This is a genomic window from Amycolatopsis sp. NPDC049252, assembly GCF_043197175.1.
Classification (GTDB): Bacteria; Actinomycetota; Actinomycetes; order Mycobacteriales; family Pseudonocardiaceae; genus Amycolatopsis.
Genome location: NZ_JBICSQ010000010.1, coordinates 79,103 through 99,272, shown reverse-complemented (window position 1 = coordinate 99,272; position 20,170 = coordinate 79,103). Strand labels below are relative to the sequence as shown.

21 protein-coding genes and 1 pseudogene are annotated in these 20,170 nt (G+C 71.8%); 17 read left to right on the top strand and 5 right to left on the bottom strand.

From position 1 onward, the window contains the following. Positions 1-105: 105 nt before the first annotated feature. The 10 genes from truB to ACGFMK_RS15325 all read left to right on the top strand — a co-directional run bounded on the left by truB (position 106) and on the right by ACGFMK_RS15325 (position 9,453). Positions 106-1,020: a tRNA pseudouridine(55) synthase TruB gene (truB, locus tag ACGFMK_RS15370; protein ID WP_392762613.1), complete on the top strand. Its 915-nt coding sequence runs from the start codon at positions 106-108 to the stop codon at positions 1,018-1,020. Positions 1,021-1,048: 28 nt separating this feature from the next. Continuing rightward, entirely contained in the window at positions 1,049-2,011 is a 963-nt protein-coding gene (locus ACGFMK_RS15365; RefSeq protein WP_392762610.1) for a bifunctional riboflavin kinase/FAD synthetase, read from the top strand. 120 nt (positions 2,012-2,131) lie between these two features. Then, positions 2,132-2,605, top strand: a complete 474-nt coding sequence (locus ACGFMK_RS15360) for an XRE family transcriptional regulator (RefSeq protein WP_392762608.1) — start codon at positions 2,132-2,134, stop codon at positions 2,603-2,605. Next, positions 2,605-3,108, top strand: a complete 504-nt coding sequence (gene thpR / locus ACGFMK_RS15355; RefSeq protein ID WP_392762604.1) for an RNA 2',3'-cyclic phosphodiesterase — start codon at positions 2,605-2,607, stop codon at positions 3,106-3,108. Before ACGFMK_RS15360 ends, thpR begins: the two co-directional genes overlap by 1 nt. A gap of 145 nt (positions 3,109-3,253) precedes the next feature. Beyond that, positions 3,254-3,523 carry a 30S ribosomal protein S15 gene (gene rpsO, locus ACGFMK_RS15350; RefSeq protein WP_003084034.1) on the top strand — a complete coding sequence of 90 codons (270 nt, stop codon included), beginning with the start codon at positions 3,254-3,256 and terminating at the stop codon, positions 3,521-3,523. A 231-nt stretch (positions 3,524-3,754) separates the two neighbouring features. Next, on the top strand, positions 3,755-6,004 hold the full coding sequence (locus tag ACGFMK_RS15345; protein ID WP_392762598.1) for a polyribonucleotide nucleotidyltransferase: 2,250 nt from the start codon (positions 3,755-3,757) through the stop codon (positions 6,002-6,004). A gap of 94 nt (positions 6,005-6,098) precedes the next feature. Further along, a complete protein-coding gene (locus ACGFMK_RS15340; RefSeq protein ID WP_392762595.1) occupies positions 6,099-7,463 on the top strand; it encodes a M16 family metallopeptidase in 1,365 nt (454 codons plus the stop codon). Further along, a complete protein-coding gene (dapB, locus tag ACGFMK_RS15335; RefSeq protein ID WP_392762593.1) occupies positions 7,460-8,200 on the top strand; it encodes a 4-hydroxy-tetrahydrodipicolinate reductase in 741 nt (246 codons plus the stop codon). Before ACGFMK_RS15340 ends, dapB begins: the two co-directional genes overlap by 4 nt. A gap of 10 nt (positions 8,201-8,210) precedes the next feature. Beyond that, on the top strand, positions 8,211-8,657 hold the full coding sequence (locus ACGFMK_RS15330) for a tetratricopeptide repeat protein (RefSeq protein WP_392762590.1): 447 nt from the start codon (positions 8,211-8,213) through the stop codon (positions 8,655-8,657). A gap of 19 nt (positions 8,658-8,676) precedes the next feature. Beyond that, positions 8,677-9,453 (top strand): hypothetical protein, encoded by a 777-nt coding sequence (locus tag ACGFMK_RS15325; RefSeq protein WP_392762588.1) that lies wholly within the window; start codon positions 8,677-8,679, stop codon positions 9,451-9,453. Positions 9,454-9,602: 149 nt separating this feature from the next. Here ACGFMK_RS15325 and ACGFMK_RS15320 read toward each other — a convergent pair whose 3' ends face one another. Next, positions 9,603-10,121, bottom strand: a complete 519-nt coding sequence (locus ACGFMK_RS15320) for a hypothetical protein (protein WP_392762587.1) — start codon at positions 10,119-10,121, stop codon at positions 9,603-9,605. On the opposite strand from ACGFMK_RS15320, the pseudogene ACGFMK_RS15315 reads away from it, so the two are divergent. Beyond that, positions 10,075-10,668 (top strand): annotated as a pseudogene (locus tag ACGFMK_RS15315) (GtrA family protein); the annotation flags it as partial. The gene ACGFMK_RS15320 and the pseudogene ACGFMK_RS15315 overlap by 47 nt on opposite strands. Positions 10,669-10,734: 66 nt before the next feature. Here ACGFMK_RS15315 and ACGFMK_RS15310 read toward each other — a convergent pair. After that, entirely contained in the window at positions 10,735-11,292 is a 558-nt protein-coding gene (locus ACGFMK_RS15310) for a GNAT family N-acetyltransferase (protein WP_392762585.1), read from the bottom strand. A gap of 57 nt (positions 11,293-11,349) precedes the next feature. Here ACGFMK_RS15310 and ACGFMK_RS15305 point away from each other — a divergent pair, with 57 nt between their 5' ends. After that, positions 11,350-12,564, top strand: coding sequence for a winged helix-turn-helix domain-containing protein (locus ACGFMK_RS15305; RefSeq protein ID WP_392762583.1), 1,215 nt, complete (start codon positions 11,350-11,352; stop codon positions 12,562-12,564). Between the two features lie 240 nt (positions 12,565-12,804). On the opposite strand, the gene ACGFMK_RS15300 is transcribed toward ACGFMK_RS15305, so the two are convergent. From ACGFMK_RS15300 to ACGFMK_RS15290, 3 genes are all read right to left on the bottom strand, one after another. Beyond that, positions 12,805-13,890: an ADP-ribosylglycohydrolase family protein gene (locus tag ACGFMK_RS15300; protein WP_392762581.1), complete on the bottom strand. Its 1,086-nt coding sequence runs from the start codon at positions 13,888-13,890 to the stop codon at positions 12,805-12,807. 83 nt (positions 13,891-13,973) lie between these two features. Further along, the gene (locus ACGFMK_RS15295; RefSeq protein ID WP_392762579.1) at positions 13,974-14,939 is read right to left on the bottom strand and encodes a DUF4097 domain-containing protein; all 966 of its coding nucleotides are present in this window, start codon (positions 14,937-14,939) and stop codon (positions 13,974-13,976) included. Positions 14,940-14,951: 12 nt separating this feature from the next. Beyond that, positions 14,952-15,470 carry a toxin-antitoxin system HicB family antitoxin gene (locus ACGFMK_RS15290; RefSeq protein WP_392762577.1) on the bottom strand — a complete coding sequence of 173 codons (519 nt, stop codon included), beginning with the start codon at positions 15,468-15,470 and terminating at the stop codon, positions 14,952-14,954. Between the two features lie 132 nt (positions 15,471-15,602). Here ACGFMK_RS15290 and thyX point away from each other — a divergent pair, with 132 nt between their 5' ends. The 5 genes from thyX (at position 15,603) to ACGFMK_RS15265 (ending at position 20,142) form a co-directional block, all read left to right on the top strand. Next, positions 15,603-16,355, top strand: coding sequence for an FAD-dependent thymidylate synthase (gene thyX, locus ACGFMK_RS15285; protein WP_392762574.1), 753 nt, complete (start codon positions 15,603-15,605; stop codon positions 16,353-16,355). Next, positions 16,355-16,753 carry an ACT domain-containing protein gene (locus ACGFMK_RS15280; RefSeq protein ID WP_323331448.1) on the top strand — a complete coding sequence of 133 codons (399 nt, stop codon included), beginning with the start codon at positions 16,355-16,357 and terminating at the stop codon, positions 16,751-16,753. Before thyX ends, ACGFMK_RS15280 begins: the two co-directional genes overlap by 1 nt. 116 nt (positions 16,754-16,869) lie before the next feature. Next, entirely contained in the window at positions 16,870-18,111 is a 1,242-nt protein-coding gene (locus ACGFMK_RS15275; RefSeq protein ID WP_392762571.1) for an Nramp family divalent metal transporter, read from the top strand. Positions 18,112-18,136: 25 nt separating this feature from the next. Continuing rightward, positions 18,137-18,577: a hypothetical protein gene (locus ACGFMK_RS15270; protein WP_392762569.1), complete on the top strand. Its 441-nt coding sequence runs from the start codon at positions 18,137-18,139 to the stop codon at positions 18,575-18,577. A 77-nt stretch (positions 18,578-18,654) separates the two neighbouring features. After that, positions 18,655-20,142 carry a serine/threonine-protein kinase gene (locus ACGFMK_RS15265; protein ID WP_392762567.1) on the top strand — a complete coding sequence of 496 codons (1,488 nt, stop codon included), beginning with the start codon at positions 18,655-18,657 and terminating at the stop codon, positions 20,140-20,142. The last annotated feature ends 28 nt before the right edge of the window (positions 20,143-20,170 follow it).

Genomic DNA, 20,170 nt, shown 5'->3' with positions numbered 1-20,170 from the left:
CCCCGCGCCGCCGCTCAAGCACCCGGCCGCCATACCCGAGGGCGCCGATCGCGCCGCCCAACGCACCCGATCGGCCGACGATGGGCGGCCGCTAGGGTTTGCCGCGTGTCGAGCCCCAAACCGCCCCGCCGTCCCGCCCCGCCGCCCGGTCTCGTGATCGTCGACAAGCCCGCCGGGATGACGTCGCACGACGTCGTCGCCCGCGCCCGCCGGTTCATGGGCACCCGCAAGGTCGGGCACGCCGGCACGCTCGACCCGATGGCGACCGGCGTGCTGGTGCTCGGCATCGAGCGCGCCACCAAGCTGCTCGGCCACCTGGCGCTCGACCGCAAGACCTACCTGGCCACCCTGAGCCTCGGCAGCAGCACCACGACCGACGACGCCGAGGGCGAGGTCCTCGCGAGCGCGGACACGAAGGCCGTTGAAGACGTGGAAGACGGGGCCATCGCGAACGGCGTCGCGAAGCTGACCGGCGACATCCAGCAGGTGCCCAGCGCGGTCAGCGCCGTCAAGATCGACGGCAAGCGCGCCTACGCCCGGGTCCGCGCGGGGGAGGACGTCGTCATCCCGCCGCGCCCGGTCACCGTCTACCGCTTCGACGTCCTGGGCATCCGCCACGAAGAGGACCACGTCGAGGTCGACGCCGTCGTCGAGTGCTCGTCGGGCACCTACGTCCGCGCGCTGGCCCGCGACCTGGGCGCCGGCCTCGGTGTCGGGGGCCACCTGCAGGCCCTCCGCCGCACCACGGTCGGCCCGTTCACGCTGGCGAAGGCGAAGACCCTCGACCAGCTCGAGGAGACCCCCGAGCTGAGCCTGGACCTCGACGCCGCCGTCGCCGCCGCCTTCCCGCGGCGCGACCTCGACGCCGCGACGGCCAAGGCGATCCGCCACGGCCAGCGCATCCCGGCGGCCGGGCTCGAGGGCACCTACGGCCTCTTCGGACCGGACGGCCGGGTGCTCGCGCTGGCCGCCGACGAACAAGGCGTGTCCAAAGCAGTGGTCGTGCTGCTGCCCGCCTAGGGTGGGTGCGAGAAGACGGGAGTGTGACGTGCTGCGGTGGCGTGGGCTGGGGGACCTTCCCGGCGGCTGGGGACGGTGCGTGGTCACCATCGGCGTGTTCGACGGCGTGCACCGCGGGCACCAGGAGCTGATCAACCGGACCGTGGCCGCGGCCGCCGAGCGCGGCCTGCCGAGCGTGGTGCTGACGTTCGACCCGCACCCGTCGGAGGTGCTGCGCCCGGGGAGCCACCCGGCGCAGCTGACCACGTTGCGGCGCAAGGCGGAGCTCGTCGAGGGCCTCGGTGTCGACGTCTTCTGCGTGCTGCCCTTCACCCTCGAGCTCTCCCGGCTGCAGCCGGAGGAGTTCGTGCACGAGGTGCTCGTCGACCGGCTGCACGCGGCCGCGGTGATCGTCGGCGACAACTTCACCTTCGGCGCCAAGGCGGCCGGCACGGTCGAGCTGCTGCGCACCCTCGGCCGCCGGTTCGGCTTCGCCGCCTACGGCGCCGAGCTGCAGGGCAAGGAACTGTCCGAAGAGGACCAGTCGGCCATCACGTTCTCGAGCACGTACGTCCGCTCGTGCATCGACGCCGGTGACGTCGAGGCCGCCGCCGAGGCGCTCGGGCGCCCGCACCGGCTCGAGGGGATCGTCGTCCGCGGCGACGGCCGGGGCCACGAGCTCGGCTACCCGACGGCGAACCTGTCGACGCCGCGGTTCGCCGCCGTCCCGGCCGACGGTGTCTACAGTGCCTGGTTCACCCGCTCGGCGGACCCGTCGCGCCGGCTGCGCGCCGCGGTCTCGGTGGGCACCAACCCGACGTTCTCCGGCCGCGAGCGGACCGTCGAGGCCTTCGTCCTCGACGTCGACGAGGACTTCTACGGCCAGCACGTGGCGATCGACTTCGGCACCCGGCTGCGCGACCAGGTGCGGTTCGCCGACTCCGCCGGGCTGGTCGCCCAGATCGACGAGGACGTCGTGGCGACGCGCGCTGCCCTTCCGGACACGCCGTAGCGCCCGACCGGGGCGGAATCGGTGATTTCACGTTCACGGAGGTGACCGTGATGGCAAGATGCTCACGTACGGTGTGCGCGCGGACTGTGCGGGCGAAGCGGGTTTAGGGGAGCGGGACTGGTGGAGGACCACAAGATCGTCCAGCGGAACATCGCGCTGCAGCGGGAGTGGTACGGCGAGCCGCTGGGCGACCGCGTGCGCCGGCTCGTGGTCGCCTTCGATGTTTCGCAGGCGTTCCTGGCCGAGGTCCTCGGGATCAGCGCCCCCATGCTCAGCCAGGTGATGAGCGGGCGGCGGGCGAAGATCGGCAACCCGGTCGTGCTGGCCAGGATGATCATGCTCGAACGCAAGATCCTGGTCCCCGAGGTCGCCGCGGGCAATCGCGACGCGATGCTGGCCGCGATGGAGGACGTCCGCGACGCCCGCCCGACCGTCGGCCGTGACAACATCCCGGTGGGCAACGACGACCAGGCCGTTCTCGCCTACCTGCGCGACCTGGCCGAGGACGAGGACCTGGGCGAGGCCGCCAAGCGCCTCGACGACGACTTCCCGGCCATCGCCGACCTGCTCCGCCGGGCCGGTCACGGCGGCTGATGACGGCCCTGTTCAGCGCGCTGCTGCCGCCGGACGACGTCGTCGAAGCGGTCGCCGAGGTGCTCGGGGACACCGGTGGTGAGCTGGCCTGGGAGCCGCCGGAGCGGTGGCACGTCACCCTCGCCTACTACGGCCGCGACGACCTCGGCGCGCGGGCGGCCTGGCTGGCCGACCGGCTCGCCGGCCGCCGCGCGGTGGACGTCCGGCTGGAAAAGGCCGCGACCTTCCCCGGGGTGCTGTGGTTGACTGTCGCCGGACCGGAGCTGACGCCGCTCGCGCACGCCGCGGGCGCCGGCGCCGAGACGAGACCGTATGTGGCCCACCTCACGCTGGCGCGGTTCCCCCGGGAAGAACCGGAGCTCGCGCGGCGTTGGACCGAACGGCTGGCCGGCTTCTCGAGCCGGCGCTGGCGGGCCGCCGAGGTGGCGCTCATGACGAGTGAGCGCGAGCCGGGCGGGACCCGCTACCGGGCAGTCCGCTCGTTCGGGCTGGACCACGCCTGAAGGCCCTGCTCAGGGCCACAGTGGCGGCGGCTGGTAACGTCAATGACCGGGTCCGGCTGCAGTCCGTGGCGGCCGTGACCGACTTCCCGGCGTTCATTCCGCGTCCGGGGCCGCACGGCACTGATCATTTCGAGGAGTAACACAAGTGGCGCTGTCCACCGAAGAGAAGAAGTCGATCCTGGCCGAGTACGGCGTGCACGACTCGGACACGGGATCCCCCGAGGCCCAGGTCGCGCTGCTGACCAAGCGGATCGTCGGCCTCACCGAGCACCTCAAGGCTCACAAGCACGACCACCACTCGCGTCGCGGGCTCCTGCTGCTGGTCGGCCGTCGCCGCCGGCTGCTGAACTACGTGATGAAGGTGGACATCGAGCGTTACCGTGCGCTGATCCAGCGCCTCGGCCTGCGCCGATAGCTGTTGCCCGAAGGGGAGTGACCGCCGGTCGCTCCCCTTCGGTCCAGCAGGAGAAAGAAACGGCGCGAGCGCGCCCGGGGAACCGTCCGCCGGTCCTCGGTAGTGGCTTCCGGGAAGAGTCCCGGGGGCTTCGATCGAAGACCGGCATCACTCCTCGAGCGTCCTCAGGCGAAACGGGTCCCAGGGTGGGAGACTCGCGTCGTACGAAGGAACCAAAGAGGAGAAGCATTTATGACCGACTCCACCGGAGTCACCGTGCACGAAGCAGAAGCCGTGATCGACAACGGCCGCTTCGGCACCCGCACCGTCCGCTTCGAGACGGGCCGCCTGGCCAAGCAAGCCGCCGGCGCCGTCGTCGCGTACCTCGACGAAGAGACCATGCTGCTCTCGGCGACGACCGCGTCGAAGCACCCGAAGGACCACTTCGACTTCTTCCCCCTGACGGTGGACGTCGAGGAGCGCATGTACGCGGCCGGCCGCATCCCCGGCGCGTTCTTCCGCCGCGAGGGCCGTCCCTCGACCGACGCGATCCTGACCTGCCGCCTGATCGACCGGCCGCTGCGCCCGTCGTTCACCGACGGCCTGCGCAACGAGATCCAGGTCGTCATCACCGTCCAGAGCCTCAACCCGGACGACCCGTACGACGTGCTGGCCATCAACGCCGCCTCGGCGTCGACCCAGATCGCCGGCCTGCCGTTCTCGGGCCCGGTCGGCGGCGTCCGCGTCGCGCTGATCGAGGACCAGTGGGTCGCGTTCCCGACCTGGTCGCAGCTGGAGAAGGCCACCTTCAACATGGTCGTCGCCGGCCGCATCGTCGGTGACGACGTCGCGATCATGATGGTCGAGGCCGAGGGCACCGAGAACACGCTCGACCTGATCGCCGCGGGCGGCAAGGCGCCGGACGAGGTCTCGGTCGCCGAGGGCCTTGAGGCGTCCAAGCCGTTCATCAAGGTGCTGTGCGAGGCCCAGCAGAAGCTGGCCGACGTCGCCGCCAAGCCGACCGGCGAGTTCCCGGTCTTCCTGGCCTACGAGCAGGACGCCTTCGACGCCGTCGCCGCGATCGCGACCGACGACCTGGCGAACGCGCTCCAGATCGCCGGCAAGCAGGACCGCGACGCCGCGACCGACCAGGTCAAGGCCGCCGTCCTGGAGAAGGTCGGCGTCGGCGAGGGCGAAGCCTTCGAGGGCCGCGAGAAGGAGATCGGCGCCGCGTTCAAGGCGCTGTCCAAGAAGGTCATGCGCAAGCGCGTCCTCACGGACAAGATCCGCATGGACGGCCGTGGCCTCACCGACATCCGGTCGCTCTCGGCCGAGGTCGCCGTGATCCCGCGGGCGCACGGCTCGGCGCTGTTCGAGCGCGGCGAGACCCAGATCCTGGGTGTCACCACGCTGAACATGCTTCGCCTGGAGCAGCAGATCGACTCGCTGTCCCCGGAGACGCACAAGCGCTACATGCACCACTACAACTTCCCGCCGTTCTCCACCGGCGAGACCGGCCGCGTCGGTTCGCCGAAGCGGCGCGAGATCGGCCACGGCATGCTCGCCGAGCGCGCCCTGGTGCCGGTGCTGCCGAAGCGTGACGAGTTCCCGTACGCGATCCGCCAGGTCTCCGAGGCGCTGGGCTCCAACGGCTCGACCTCGATGGGCTCGGTCTGCGCGTCCACCATGGGCCTGTACAACGCCGGCGTGCCGCTGAAGGCGCCGGTCGCGGGCATCGCGATGGGCCTCATCTCCGACGAGGTCGACGGGGAGACCCGCTACGTCGCGCTGACCGACATCCTCGGTGCCGAGGACGCCATGGGCGACATGGACTTCAAGGTCGCCGGCACCAAGGACATCATCACCGCCCTGCAGCTGGACACGAAGCTCGACGGCATCCCCTCCGAGGTGCTCGCCGCCGCGCTGAAGCAGGCGAAGGACGCCCGGCTCACCATCCTGGAGGTCATCGCCGAGGCGATCGACGGCCCGGACGACATGAGCCCGTACTCGCCGCGCGTCACCAGCGTGAAGATCCCGGTGGACAAGATCGGCGAGGTCATCGGCCCGAAGGGCAAGATGATCAACTCGATCACCGAGCAGACCGGTGCCGACATCTCCATCGAGGACGACGGCACGATCTACGTGGGTGCGGCCGACGGCCCGTCGGCGGAGGCGGCGATCGACCTGATCAACGCCATCGCCAACCCGCAGCTGCCCAAGGTCGGGGAGCGCTTCCTCGGCACCGTGGTGAAGACGGCCGCGTTCGGCGCGTTCGTTTCGCTGCTGCCGGGCAAGGACGGCCTGGTGCACATCTCCAAGCTGGGCAACGGCAAGCGGATCGCCAAGGTCGAGGACGTCGTCAACGTGGGCGACAAGCTCCGCGTCGAGATCGCCGACATCGACAACCGCGGCAAGATCAGCCTGATCGTCGTCAAGGAAGACGAGGCCCCCGCCGAGGGTGCCGCGCCGGCCGCCGACGCCGAGAAGGCCGACGCCCAGTAAGACCGCATTGCGCGAGCTACCTGTCCGTGAAGGCCACATCGAGGGACTCTGAGTCCCTTGATGTGGCCTTCACGGCTAGTTGAGTAAGGAACCCATGGCACGGCAGGTTTCCGGGCACGAGCAGCCCGTCGGCACCACCCGCACGCTGGAGTCCACTTCGGACGGTGCGGTCGTCAAGCGCAGCGTGCTGCCCGGCGGCCTGCGCGTGATCACCGAGCACGTGCCGGCGTCCCGTTCGGCGACGGTCGGGCTGTGGGTCGGCATCGGCTCCCGTGACGAGCCGGACGCCGTCGCCGGTGCCGCGCACTACCTCGAGCACCTGCTGTTCAAGGGCACGAAGCACCGCGACGCGAAGACGATCGCCGAGGAGATCGACGCGGTCGGCGGCGAGTTCAACGCCTTCACCGCGAAGGAGCACACCTGCTACTACGCGCAGGTGCTCGACGCGGACCTCCCGCTCGCCGTGGACCTGGTCACCGACGTCGTGTTCGAGGCGCTCTGCACCGACCGCGACATGGACATGGAACGCAGCGTCGTCCTCGAAGAGATCTCGATGCGCGACGACGACCCCGAGGACCTGCTGCACGAGACGTTCGTCAACGCGATCCTCGGCGAGCACCCGCTCGGCCGCCCGGTGCTCGGCACCGAGAAGTCGATCATCGGCATGTCACCGACGGCCCTGCGCGGGTTCTACAAGCGCCGCTACACGCTGCCGCGCATGGTGCTGGCCGTGGCCGGCAACGTCGACCACAGCCAGGTGCTCCGCCTGGTGCGCAAGGCGTTGAAGGAGCGGCTGACCGGCACCGCGACGCCGGTCGCGCCCCGCGAGGGCCGCGCGCGGATCAAGACCCCGCCGAAGCTCGCGCTGCACACCGACGACACCGAGCAGGCGCACGTCATGCTCGGCCTGCGGTCGCTGTCGCGGCACGACGACCGCCGCTTCGCGCTGTCGGTACTCAACGCGGCGCTCGGCGGCGGCATGAGCTCGCGGCTGTTCCAGGAGATCCGCGAAGAGCGCGGGCTGGCGTACCAGGTGTACTCGTCCGTCGCGAGCTACGCCGACACCGGTCACATGTCCGTGTACGCCGGCTGCCAGCCGGAGAAGCTCGGCGACGTCGCGGGCGTGATCCGCGAGGTGCTCGACAAGGTCGGCGTCGACGGCCTGACCGAGGCCGAGGTGACCCGCGCGAAGGGCCAGCTGCGCGGCGGGATCGTGCTGGGCCTGGAGGACACGTCGTCGCGGATGTCGCGGATCGGCAAGAACGAGCTCAACTACGCCCACTACCTGGGCGTCGACGACACGATCGCCCGCATCGACGCCGTCACCACCGAAGAGGTGTGTGCGCTCGCTCGCACTTTGTTCGCACGGCCGGGCGGGGTCTCGGCGGCGGCGGTCGTCGGGCCGTACGCTCACGCCGACGACCTTCCGGACGACCTGCACGAGGTGATCGCTTCATGACCGTCAACGTCGGTGTGCTCGGGGCGCGCGGCCGGATGGGCGCGACGGTGGTGAAGGCCGTCGAAGGCGCCGGCGACATGAAGGTCGTCGCCGCCCTGGACGCGGGTGACGACTTCGCGGCGCTGGCCGAGGCCCAGGTCGTCGTCGACTTCACCCACCCCGACGCCGTGATGGACAACCTGAAGTACCTGGTGGCACACGACATCCACGCGGTCGTCGGCACCACCGGCTTCAGCGAGGAGCGGCTGGCCGAGCTGCGCGGCCTGCTCGAACCGAAGCCGTCGCTCGGGGTGCTGATCGCGCCGAACTTCGCGCTGGGCGCGGTGCTGGCGATGCGCTTCGCCGCGCAGGCGGCCAAGTTCTACGCCTCGGCCGAGATCATCGAGCTGCACCACAACCGCAAGGCCGACGCCCCGTCGGGCACCGCCGCGCACACCGCCCGGATGATCGCCGCGGCGCGCGCGGAAGCGGGCGTGGAGCCGGGTCCCGACGCCACGACGTCCGAACTGGACGGTGCCCGCGGTGCCTCGGTCGAGGACGTCCGGGTGCACTCGGTCCGGCTGCCCGGGCTCGTCGCGCACGAGGAGATCCTGTTCGGCGGCGAGGGGGAGACCCTGACCATCCGCCACGACTCGCTCGACCGGACGTCGTTCATGCCGGGTGTGCTGCTCGGCGTGCGCACGGTCCTGACGCGCCCCGGCCTGACGGTCGGCCTGGAGAACGTGCTCGACCTGTGAAGGCCCGCCCATGAAAGCCCGCAACGTCGCGCTGCTGATGACGGCGGCGCTGGTCGTCTACCTGGTCCTGCTCGCGGACCGGGCGTTCGCGCTGTTCAAGTCCGGCACCGGGGCGGGCATCGCGCTCGGGATCGGCGTGCTGCTGCTGCCGATCCTGGGGATCTGGATCGTCGTCGTCACCTGGCGCAACGGCCTGCAGATCCAGCGGCTGTCCCGCCGCCTGGACAGCGAGGGCCAGCTGCCGGACGTCTCCGACCTGCCGCGCCGCCCGTCGGGCCGCGTCGACCGCGACGCGGCCGACGCCTGGTTCGACCAGCGCCGCGCCGAGGTCCAGGCCGACCAGGAGAACTGGCGCGCCTGGTACAAGCTCGCGTACGCCTACGACATCGCGGGCGACCGGCGCCGGGCGCGGGAGACGATGAAGAAGGCCCTGGAACTGGAAGCCGCCGACCGCTGATTCCGGCAGACTGGTGTCAGTGACGCTGCTGCTGAAGCTCGTGCTCGCGCCACTGCTGGTCGTCGGGTCGTCCCTGGCCGGGCGCCGCTGGGGCCCGGGGGTGACGGGCCTGCTGGTGGCTCTGCCCGTCGTGGCCGGGCCGATCCTGTTCATCACGTACCTGGAGCACGGCGCGGCCTTCGCAGCCCGGGCCGTCTCGGCGTCGTTGCTGGGGCTCGTGTCGCTGGCGGTGTTCACCCTGGTCTTCGCGCGGGTGTCGGCGGCGCGCGGGCTGACGCTGACCGTTCTGACCGGCTGGGCCGCGTGCCTCGCCGTGGATCTCGCGCTGTCGTTCGTGCCGGTCCCGGCGTGGGCCGCGCTCGGGATGGCGGTCCTGACGGCGTGGGGCGCGGCGAAGGCGATGCCCCCGGCGAGGGGCGAGGCCCGGCCGGTGGCGCTGCCGTGGTGGGACCTGCCGGGCCGCGCCGTGGCGACGGCGGCCCTGGTGCTGGCCCTGACGGCCGCCGCCGGGCGTCTCGGCCCGGAAATCACCGGGGTGCTGGCACCGTTCCCGATCGGCACGACCGTGGTGGCCGGGTTCGCCCTGGCCCAGGGCGGCCCGGCGGCAGCGGTCGCGACAACGCGGGGCGTGCTGCGCGGGCTCGGCGGGTTCGCGGCGTTCTGCTTCCTGGTCGCAGTGCTGGCCGAGCCGCTCGGCGGTTACGCGTTCGTGGTGGCGGTGGCCGGTGTGCTCGTGGTCCAGGCAGGGATTTCCGTTTACGGTGGCCGGTGGTTGGGTGTCCCCGATGCTGGCTGACGTCCTCGATCCGGATCGGCGGGCGCGGCCCGAGCCGAACGCGGGCAGCGGGTGCCCGTCGGCCGAGGTGCTGGCCAGGGTGCCCGGCTTCCCACGGGCGGATAAGGAACCATGGCGCGGATCCCGGCAGCGGTTCGGCGATGAACCGGTCAGTGGTGCAGCCAGCCCGCGAAGACCGCGGGTGCGGCGGCGATCAGGCTGAAGCGGATCCAGCGCCCGGTCAGCCCCGCCGTCAGGAACGTCATGAGGCGCATGCGGACCAGCCCGGCCAGCACGCTCGTCGCCATGAACGGCGGCAGGCCCACCAGCGAGCTCACGCCGTACGTGCCGGCCATCCAGTGCGGGTGGCGGTGGCAGCGCTCGCGCAGGGCGTCCACCCGGGCGCGGATCTTCTTCGTCCGCAGTTCCCAGCGCACCCGGCGCGCGGTCATCGGGCGTTCGCGGTGCAGCCGGTCGTGCAGCGGCTTCGGCAGCTTGATGGTGCCGCGCGCGGCGAGGTAGTACAGCGTCTTGCCGGCGATCTGGCCGACCGCGACGGCCGCGCCGAGCCACAGCCAGTGCAGGCCCGGGTGGCTCGCGCACAGCCCGATCAGGAACACCTCGGCGTTGATCAGCGGCACGATGGCGGAGCCGAACGCGACGCCCAGTGTCAGCAGGATCCAGCTCATCGTGTCACCTCCTGATTTGCTCCCGGTCTTCCAAGTTATCAGTTCGAAATCTGCGCGCACGGGGGTTGGCCCTACTCTTCGGCCGGTGGCAGGCACCAGAAGATCACCTGCCGGACGGTTTCCGGCCACCTGCCGCTGGAAACCTGGCGGCGTGGCCGCCGAGCAACCTCCTACGCCCGCTGACCGATTCGGCGCCCTGTGCCGGACCGTCGTGCGGTTTCTTCCCCTGGGTCTGTCGCGGATCGTGGCGCCGACGTTTCTCGGCTTCTGCCTGATCAACGGTTTCACCTTCGGCGTCGACCTGGGGCTGCTGACCGTTTTTCACGGACTGCTGGGCTGGCCGTTGTGGCTCGGCATCACGCTGGCGTACCTGTGTGCGTTCGCGGTGAGTTTCGTGCTGAACCGGACGTTCAACTTCCATTCCCACGCCGCCGTCGGATTCCAGCTCGTGCTTTACATCGCGGCGATCGCCGTCAATTACGCGGCGTTTCTGCTGGGTGTGGGCGCGGGACTGACCGCGCTCGGCCTGGAATACCACCTCTCGCGGGTGCTGGCGGGCGCCTGCGAGGGCGTCTTCATGTACTCCGTGATGCGCTGGGTGGTCTTCCGGGACTCAGGCGAGGGACAACGCGAGGGTGCCGGTGAGCCGGACCTCGCGGAGCATGCGTTCACCGGTGTCGAGGGTGCGGACCGTGCTGTCGGGGTTCCAGCCGGCCCGGCGGTAGAACCCGAGGGAGGCGTGGTCGCCCTGGGCGACCCAGGCGATGCCGCGGGTGGCGCCGTCGGCCCGCAGCCCGGCGGCGGCCGTCGCGAGTAGCCGGCCGGCGTGGCCGCGGCGTCCCCATCGCGGCTCGATGAGCAGGGTGGCGATCAGGCCGGTGGTGCCGGCGTCCTCGGGCAGGGACCCGTCGGCGGCGGCGACCTCGCCTTCGGGGGCGCGGCCGGCGACACAGAACCCGACGGTGTACTCGCCTTCGGTGGCGACGTAGACCAGGCTGCCGGGGTAGTCGATGGTCTCGGCCCAGGTGCCGATCAGGTCGGTGGCGTCCAGCTCGGCCAGTGCCTGCTTGCCGAGGAGGTCCTCGTAGGCGGCGTGCCAGGTCTCGCGCTGGATGCGGGCGATCTCCGCGGCGTCGGGCAGGTCGGCGGGGCGGACGGCGGCGTCGCTCATGGACCTGAATCTAGCGGTGCGGTTTTTGTCGGTGGTGCCTGGCACCATGTGGTCATCATGCAGACGATCAGTGTCGCGACGGCCCGGAAGACGTTCCTGGCCGCGCAGGGCTTCGCCGACCCGCGTCCCTCCGGTGTGCCGTCGCGGCGGCACCTGAAACGCGTGCTTTCGCGCGTCCAGCTGCTGCAGCTGGACTCGGTGAACGTCGCGGTCCGGGCGCACTACATGCCGGTGTTCTCGCGCCTGGGTGCCTACGACCCCGCGTTGCTGGACAGCGCGGCGTGGTCGCACTCGGCGAAGCAGCCGCGCCTGCTGGTGGAGACGTGGGCGCACGAGGCGAGCCTGCTGCCGGTCGAGGACTGGCCGCTGATCCGCTCGGGCGCGAAGCGCGACGGCTGGTGGAAGAACTACGGGCCGCTGATCGAGAAGTCGCCGGGGCTGGTCGACGAGATCCTGTCGGTGGTCAAGGAGCTGGGCCCGATCGGCGCGGGCGGCATCGAGCGACAGGTGGAGGCGGACGCGCAGCGGCGCGGCCCGGGCTCGTGGTGGGAGCGCTCGGAGGTCAAGCGCGTCTGCGAGTACCTGTTCGGCGTCGGCCAGCTGACCACGGGCACACGCCGGTCGTTCGAGCGGCTGTACGACCTGACGGAACGAGTGGTCCCACCGGAGATCCTGTCGGCCTCGGTGTCGGCCGACGAAGGCGCGCGTGGCCTGATCGAGCGGTCGGCGCGAGCGCTGGGCGTCGCGACCGAGACGGACCTGCGCGACTACTACCGCCTGGGGCCGGCCCCGGCCCACCGGGCGGTGGCGGAGCTGGTCGAGTCGGGCGTGCTGGAGCCGGTGGCGGTCCGCGGCTGGAAGGCCCAGGCGTACCGGCACTTCGAAGCGCGCACGCCCCGCGCGGTCACCGGCCGGGCGCTGCTGTGCCCGTTCGACCCGCTGATCTGGGAGCGGGCCCGGACCGAGCGGCTGTTCGGGTTCCACTACCGGATCGAGATCTACGTCCCGGAGCCGAAGCGGGTGTACGGGTACTACGTGTTCCCGTTCTTGCTGGACGGTGAGCTGGTGGCCCGGGTGGACCTGAAGTCCGACCGCGCGGCGGGCGTCCTGCGGGTCCAGGGCGCGTTCGCGGAGGAGGGCGCGGACGTGGCGCGGGTGCTCCCGGAGCTGGCGGCGGAGCTGACGCACATGGCGGAGTGGCTGGGCCTGTCGGGCGTGACGGTAGGCGCCCGCGGCGACCTGGCCCCGGCACTGTCGAAGCTGGTGCGCTGACGGTGGCGGTGAGGTCCGGACGCGGGAGGCGGACCGGGCATCGGTCCAGCTGAAACCGGAGGTCGGCTCAGGTAGCCGACCGTCCAGGTAAGCGAGTCGTCCGTCCAGGTACGCGTGTCGTCCGTCCAGGTGCGCGTGTCGTCCGTCGAGGTGCGCGTGTCGTCCGTCGAGGTGCGCGTGTCGTCCGTCGAGGTGCGCGTGTCGTCCGTCGAGGTGCGCGGAGGTCGTGGCGTTCGTCGCCTAGTACCCGCGCGTCTGCGCGGACTCCGCCGCGAAATCGTCCGCCAGCCGCGCGATCGTCGCGCGACCCTCCACAAGGGACAGCCAGTCCCAGGGCAGCACATCTTCGCCGTGCCACGCGCCGAGCAGGTTCCCGCAGATCGAGCCGGTCGAGTCGCTGTCGCCGGAGTGCGTGACGGCCAGCCGCAGCCGGGCGCGGAACGCCGTCTCCGGGTAGGCGTCCGGCACGCTCACCGGCGCCAGGGCCGCGTAGACGCCGATCGCCAGCGCCTCCTCGGCGACCCAGCCGCCGCCCAGGGATGCCACCTTCTCGGGCGAAGGATCGCCTGAGGAGGCCAGCTCCAGGGCCCGGCTCAGCGCGGCCAGCGTCTCCTCGTGCGACGGGTGACGCGAGAGCAGCCGCATCGACCGCAGCACCGCCGCTTCCAGCGACTCGCCTTCGAGCAGGTACGCGATCATCGCCGCGAACGCGCCCGCCGCGTGGTAGCCGGTCGGGTGGCCGTGGGTGATCTGCGCGCAGCCGGCCGCGACGACGTAGGCGTGGTGGGCGCCGCCGGCGAATCCGAACGGCGCCGAGCGCATCACCGTGCCGCAGCCCTTGGAATCGGGGTTCACCGGACCCGGCCGGCCGCTCGGCTCCGCGAACGTCTCCGGGGTGTAGTCCGCGCGAAGGCCCGAAAGGCACGCCGAACCCGGCGCTCGCCGCGCGTAGAGCCACGGTTCCAGCCGCAGCTGTCCGGCCCGGTGCCGCCGGCCCTCCGCGGGCGGCGGCACCGGGTTCTCCTGCGTGTCCAGCCAGCGCAGGTACGCGTCGTGCACCAGGGACGCCATCGCACCGCCGATGCCCTTCGCCTGCGCGCGGACCCACCCGCGGTGGAAGCCCTCCAGGCTGAACAGCGTCATCTGCGTGTCGTCGGTGATCTCCGCGACGCCTGCGGCGTTCGGCACCAGGCCGACCGGCTGCCGGATGGCCGCGAGCGCCTGGAACTCCACCGGGTTGCCCAGCGCGTCGCCGATCGCCCCGCCCAGCAGGCATCCGCGCAGCCGCGTCCGGTACACCGCGCGGCCGGTCTCCACCGTCGTCATGGCGTCATCCTGGCATCCGCCGGGCAGGGAAACGGGCCGTTCCCGGCAACCCCCTGCCGGAAACGGCCCGTCACCCCCTTCATTCAGCCGGCCGCGCGCGTCACCACGGCGTTGCCGGAGCCCGTGCGGGCGCGGACCTTGAGCTTCACGCCCCCCTCGGGGGCGGTGTCGGCGACGTCCAGCTCGCTGGACACGCGGCCGCCGCTGGAGGTCAGGTCGACCTCGGCGGCCGTGCCGCCGCGGATGCCGATGCGGACCTCGCCCGAGCCGGTGATCAGGTCGAGCGAGCCGGAACCGGCGTCGGCCACCGAAAGGTCGCCGCTGCCGGTGCGGGCCATCACGTCGCCGGACACCGCGCCCAGCCAGACGTCGCCGGTACCGGTCGCCAGGGTCGCCGACCCGGCCAGCGACGTCGCCTCGACGTTGCCGCTGCCGCTGCGCAGCTGCAGGCCGCCCAGGGTCGGGCCGAGCTTGATGGTGCCGCTGCCGGTGCGCACGGTCGCCGCGCCGTCGGCCCGGTCGAGCTTCACCTCGCCGGAGCCGGTGAGCACGTCCACCCGCCCGGCCGAGCCGGAGACGGTGACGTCCGCCGCGCCCGCCCGCACCTCGACGTGTGAACCCGCCGGCGCGTGCACGAGCACCGACAACGCGACGTTGCGCAGCTGCCACGCCTTCGGCGCCTGGACGACGAGGCGGTTGCCGAGCTTCTCGATCCGGGTCTGCTTCACCGCTTCGGCGGGGGAGGCCGTCGGGTCGACGCCCAGCTGGTCGCCGAAGCGCTCGCCGACCCAGGACAGCAGGTTGTTGACGCCCTCCACCCACGGCTGCTGCTCGCCCCGGTCGTGCCGCACCTCGACGCGGGCGCCGGATTCGCCGGTCAGCACCAGTTCCACGCGCCCGATCGTCACGGCGACGTCCAGCTCGAGCGGCCCGCCGGCCTCGAACTCCTCGACGCGCGCCGGCTTGCCGGCCGCGGTTTCCCCGGCCGGAGCCGCTGCGGGCTCTTCGGCGGGGATCTCTTCGTTCGGTGTCGTCTGCTCTTCGCTCATGGTCGTTTCCCCTCAGCCCTCGACCCAGCCGTGCAGGCGGGAGCCGCTTTGGTTGCTCTTGGAGTGGTGCTGCCGGTGGCCGCCGCCGCCCAGCGCGCCGTGGCCCAGCGCCCCCTGCACCGCCTGGGAGACGAAGGTGTTCAGCGAGACGCCCTGCGCCTGCGCCGCGCGCTCGGCCTGCCCCTTGATCTGCTCGACCAGCCGCAGGGTGATGCGCGTGATGTCACCGCCGTCCATCGGTGGTGGTGGCGTGGTGTCACGTGGTGTCGCGCTCGGCGGCGGCTCCTCCGCCGCGCCGGTCACGACCACGCGGACGTCCCGGCCGTCGAGCCGGACGTCGACGACCTGGCCGGGTAGATTGGCGGTGACCTCGGCGGCGAGGTCCGCGAGGGCGTTCATCAGCGTCAGGCGGACCGCGGGTTCGAGCGCGGTCGAGAGCAGGGCGGCCGCACGCCGGGTGTGCTCGTCCCCGGCGGAGGCCGTGTTCGCGAGGTCCTCGCGGAGGTTGGCGATGTACGGCGTCAGGTCCATGACACCACTATGACGTCATAGGTGACGTCGGTCAAGGAGACCGTGGTGTCACGTGTCCCCCGGGAGTGGCCGTCCGCGCGCGGTTAGGCTGCGCTGGGAGTCGTGGAGCCGGGCCGGAGAAGGAGTGCGGACGTGGCCGAAACCGTGTCACCGAGAGTGCAGCTGATCGCGAAGACGGAGTTCTTCCCGCCCGAAGACGTGCCGTGGTCCACCGACGCGGACGGCGGCCAGGCCCTCGCCGAATTCGCCGGCCGTGCCTGCTACCAGTCCTGGAAGAAGCCGAACCCGGCCACCGCGACCAACGCCGGCTACCTCGAGCACATCATCGACGTCGGCCACCTTTCGGTGCTGGAGCACGGAACCGTCACCTTCTACATCACCGGCATCTCCCGGTCGCTGACCCACGAGCTGATCCGCCACCGCCACTTCTCCTACTCCCAGCTCTCCCAGCGGTACGTGCCCGAGCGCGACGCCGAGTTCGTCGAGCCCGAGGTCATCGCGAACGACCCGGTGCTGCACGAGAAGTTCCTCGCCGCGGCCCAGGCGAGCGTGGACGCCTACACCGAGCTGCTCGCCGGGCTCGAGGAGAAGTTCGCCGACGTGCCGAGCGCGACCCTGCGCCGCAAGCAGGCCCGCCAGGCCGCGCGCGCCGTCCTGCCGAACGCCACCGAGACCCGCGTCGTCGTCACCGGGAACTACCGCGCGTGGCGTCACTTCGTCGCGATGCGCGCCACCGAGCACGCCGACGTCGAGATCCGCCAGCTGGCCGTGGACTGCCTGCGGGAGCTGCAGAAGGCCGCGGCGAACGTGTTCGCCGACTTCACCATCTCGACGCTGCCGGACGGCACCGAGATCGCCACGAGCCCGAAGGTTTTCGAAGGCTGATGAAACGCCTCGCTATCGACGTCCGGCCCGGCGAGTACGCCGTCGTCCGGCTGCCCGCGGACGCCCCGGTGCCGGCGGAGCTGCTCGCTCCCGGCGAACCGGCGTTCGTCTCGGTGACCCGCACCCCCGAAGAGCTGTCGGTGATCTGCCCGGCCGGGCGCGAACCCGGCGGCGGGACGGCGTCGGAGGACGGCTGGCGGCTGCTCTCGGTCCGCGGCCCGCTCGAGTTCACGCTCACCGGCATCATCGCCGCGCTGGCCTCCGAGCTGGCCGCGGCCGGGGTCGCGCTGTTCTCGATGTCCACCTTCGACACCGACCACATCCTGGTCCGCGCGACCGAGCTCGACCACGCCGTCAAGGCGCTGCGCGAATCCGGCCACGAGGTCGCGCACCCCTGACCCGGCTTCGCGGGGTACCCGGCCGGGCGTGGGTGGGAGCGGTCACCCTTGTCAGGGAAAGTTCGGCATGCCTAAACTTCGGTTTAGGTTGACCGACATCAGGCGGAGGGGCAGACATGGCTGTGACCGAGGCCGCCCGGCCGAACCTGGTGTCGCGGCTGCGCACCGGCTCGGCCCTGCTCGGCCCGGCGTTCGTCGCGGCCATCGCCTACGTCGACCCCGGGAACGTCGCGGCCAACATCAGCGCCGGCGCCCGCTACGGCTACCTGCTGGTCTGGGTGATCGTGGTGGCGAACCTGATGGCCGTGCTCGTCCAGTACCTGTCGGCGAAACTCGGGCTGGTCACCGGGACGTCGCTGCCGGAGGCCCTGCGCGCCCGGCTGTCCCCGGCCGCGCGGCTGGCCTACTGGCTGCAGGCCGAGATCGTCGCCATCGCCACGGACCTGGCCGAGGTCGTCGGCGGCGCCATCGCGCTGGCCCTGCTGTTCGACCTCCCGCTCGTCGTCGGCGGCCTGATCACCGGCGCGGTTTCGCTGACACTGCTGGCGGTTCAGGACCGCGGCGGCCAGCGCACGTTCGAGCGGGTCGTCACCGGGCTGCTGCTGGTCATCGCGATCGGCTTCCTGGCCAGCCTCTTCGTCGAACCGCCGTCGGCCTCGGGCACGCTCGGCGGGCTGGTGCCGAAGTTCGACGGTTCCGGCAGCGTCCTGATCGCCGCCGCGATGCTCGGCGCGACCGTCATGCCGCACGCCGTCTACCTGCACTCCGGTCTGGTCCGCGACCGCCACGGCCGGGCGGACGCCGGCAGCCGCCGCCGTCTGCTGCGCGCCACCCGCGCCGACGTCGGCCTGGCGATGCTCCTGGCCGGCGCGGTCAACCTCGGCATGCTGCTGCTCGCGGCGACGAACCTGCAAGGCCAGGCGGGCGTCGACAGCATCGAGGGCGCGCACGGCGCCGTCGCGCAGGCCCTCGGCCCCGGCATCGCGCTGATGTTCGCGATCGGCCTGCTCGCCTCCGGCCTGGCCTCGACGTCGGTCGGCGCGTACGCGGGCGCGATGATCATGCAAGGCTTGCTGCACAAGAGGATTCCGCTGGTCCTGCGCCGCCTGGTGACCCTCACCCCGGCTATCGTGGTACTCGCGCTCGGTGCCGACCCGAGCACGGCGCTGGTCGTTTCGCAGGTGGTGCTGTCGTTCGGGATCCCGTTCGCACTGGTACCGCTGATCCGGCTGACGGCCGACCGTGATCTGATGGGCGTCGACGCCAACCGCCGTTCGACGACCATCGCGGCGTCACTGATCGCGGTGGTGATCATCGCGCTCAACCTGGTGCTGATCTACCTCACCATCACCGGCTGAGCCCTCGAGCAGGGAGGCCGCCGCCATGGCCGGGATCATCGCCCTCAACGCCGAATGCGGGGGACGGGAGACCCACGCACGGGACCTCGCCCGCCACTTCGACGGCTGGACGTCCCGCGTGTTCTCCCACGGCAGCGGCTGGTGGTGCGGGGTCACGCCGGAGGGGCTCAGCGAAACGGGCATCGGGTCCGGCGCCGACGCCGCGGCGGCGACCGCGGCGGTGCGCCGGCTCTACTGGCTGCTCCGGACCGCGCCGCCGGTCTACCGCTACGCCCTCGCCGGCGGCGGGACCGAGGAACTGCGCAAGTACGACACCCTCATGGCCGAAGACCTGACGCTCGTGCCCGGCCTCGTGGTCAGCGAAGACATCTGGACCGCGGCCGGCCGCCGGCTCGAATTCAGCGACTTCGCGCCGGGCTACCGGTGGATCCCCTACCACGGGGAGCGGTACACCCCGGCTCGGTGAGTCACGATTTCGCGGAACCCAGGGCGCTCCGCGACGGTCCGACTAGCATCTGCGCGACCGCCGCTTGAAGGAGCACCGTGACCGACGAACAGACCCGGCCCTATCCACCCCGGGCCCCCGCAACGCCTGGTCAGCGGGTGGTCGCGGGCCGTTACGCGCTGCTCGGTGAGCTCGGGCGCGGCGGCATGGGCGTCGTGTGGCGGGCGCACGACCAGGTCATCGGACGGCCGGTCGCGGTCAAGGAACTGCGGCTGCCCGACGCCGAATCCGCCGCCGTGTTCTCCGAGCGCGCGCTGCGCGAGGTGCGCACCGGCGGGCGGCTCAACGACCCGGCCGTCGTCACCGTGTACGACGTCGTCACCGACGGCGGCACCACGTTCATCGTCATGGAGCTCGTCGAGGCGCCGTCGCTGGCCGAGCTGGTGCGCCGGCACGGCCCGATGCACTCCGCGCAGGCCGCGCAGCTGGGGGAGCGGGTGCTCGCCGCGCTGCAGGCCGCGCACGCCGCCGGGATCGTGCACCGCGACGTCAAGCCGGCCAACATCCTGGTCGCGCCGGACGGCCGGGTGAAGCTGACGGACTTCGGCATCGCCCACGCCATCGACGACCCGCGCCTGACGACCAGCGGCATGATCGTCGGCTCGCCCGCCTTCATGGCGCCGGAGCGCGTCGAAGGCCGCGAAGCGATGCCCGAGTCCGACCTGTGGTCCCTGGGCGCGACGCTGTTCTACGCGGTCGAAGGCACCATGCCGTTCGAGCGGTCGACGACGGCGGCGACGCTGCACGCGATCATGACCGAGGTCCCGTACCTCACCCGCGGCCACGGGCCGATCGCCGCGGTGATCCTCGGCCTGCTCGTGGCCAAGCCGGAAGCCCGGCTGACCGCGGCCCAGGCTCAGAACCTGCTGGCCACGGCCCAGGGCGTGCGGCCGACCCCGCCGGGCGGCACGGCGCTGACCCCGCCGCCCACACGCGTCACGCCGCAGCCGCCGAAGAAGAACCTGCGCGCGCTGTGGATCTCGCTCGCCGCGGTGCTCGTCGTGGGTGCCCTGACCGGCGGGTTCTTCGCGGGCCGGGCGTTCGAGAAGCCCGCGGTCGACGCCCAGAAGCGCGACACGGTGACCTACGGGGTCGGCGGCTACCTGAAGATCGACGGCAACTCGAACTACACCCCCTGTTACAACACCGCCGTCCAGCAGAACGTCGTGATCGGCGACGACAACCGGGCCGACAGCTGCGAAAAGACCCACACGCTGGAGATCTACGACGTGGAGCGGGTGCTCCCGGTCACGAGCTACAGCGACTCCGACGCGACCGTCGCCCAGTACCCGGACTTCGCGGCGCTCACGGCCTTCGCCGAGGCCCGCTGCGCCGAGTCCTTCCGGTCCTCGGTCGTCCCGGCCGGCAAGCGCGCCGACCTCGTCTACCGGGCCATCGTGCCGACCGCCGACGAGTGGAACCTCCAGCCCGAGGGCTCCGACTCACCCAGCCGCGAGTTCTACTGCGTGCTCGCCAAGGCCGACGGCGGCCCGATCACCGCGCCGATCGTGACCAAGGTCAAGTAGAAGTTCCGCGACGAGCGGCGTCCTCGCG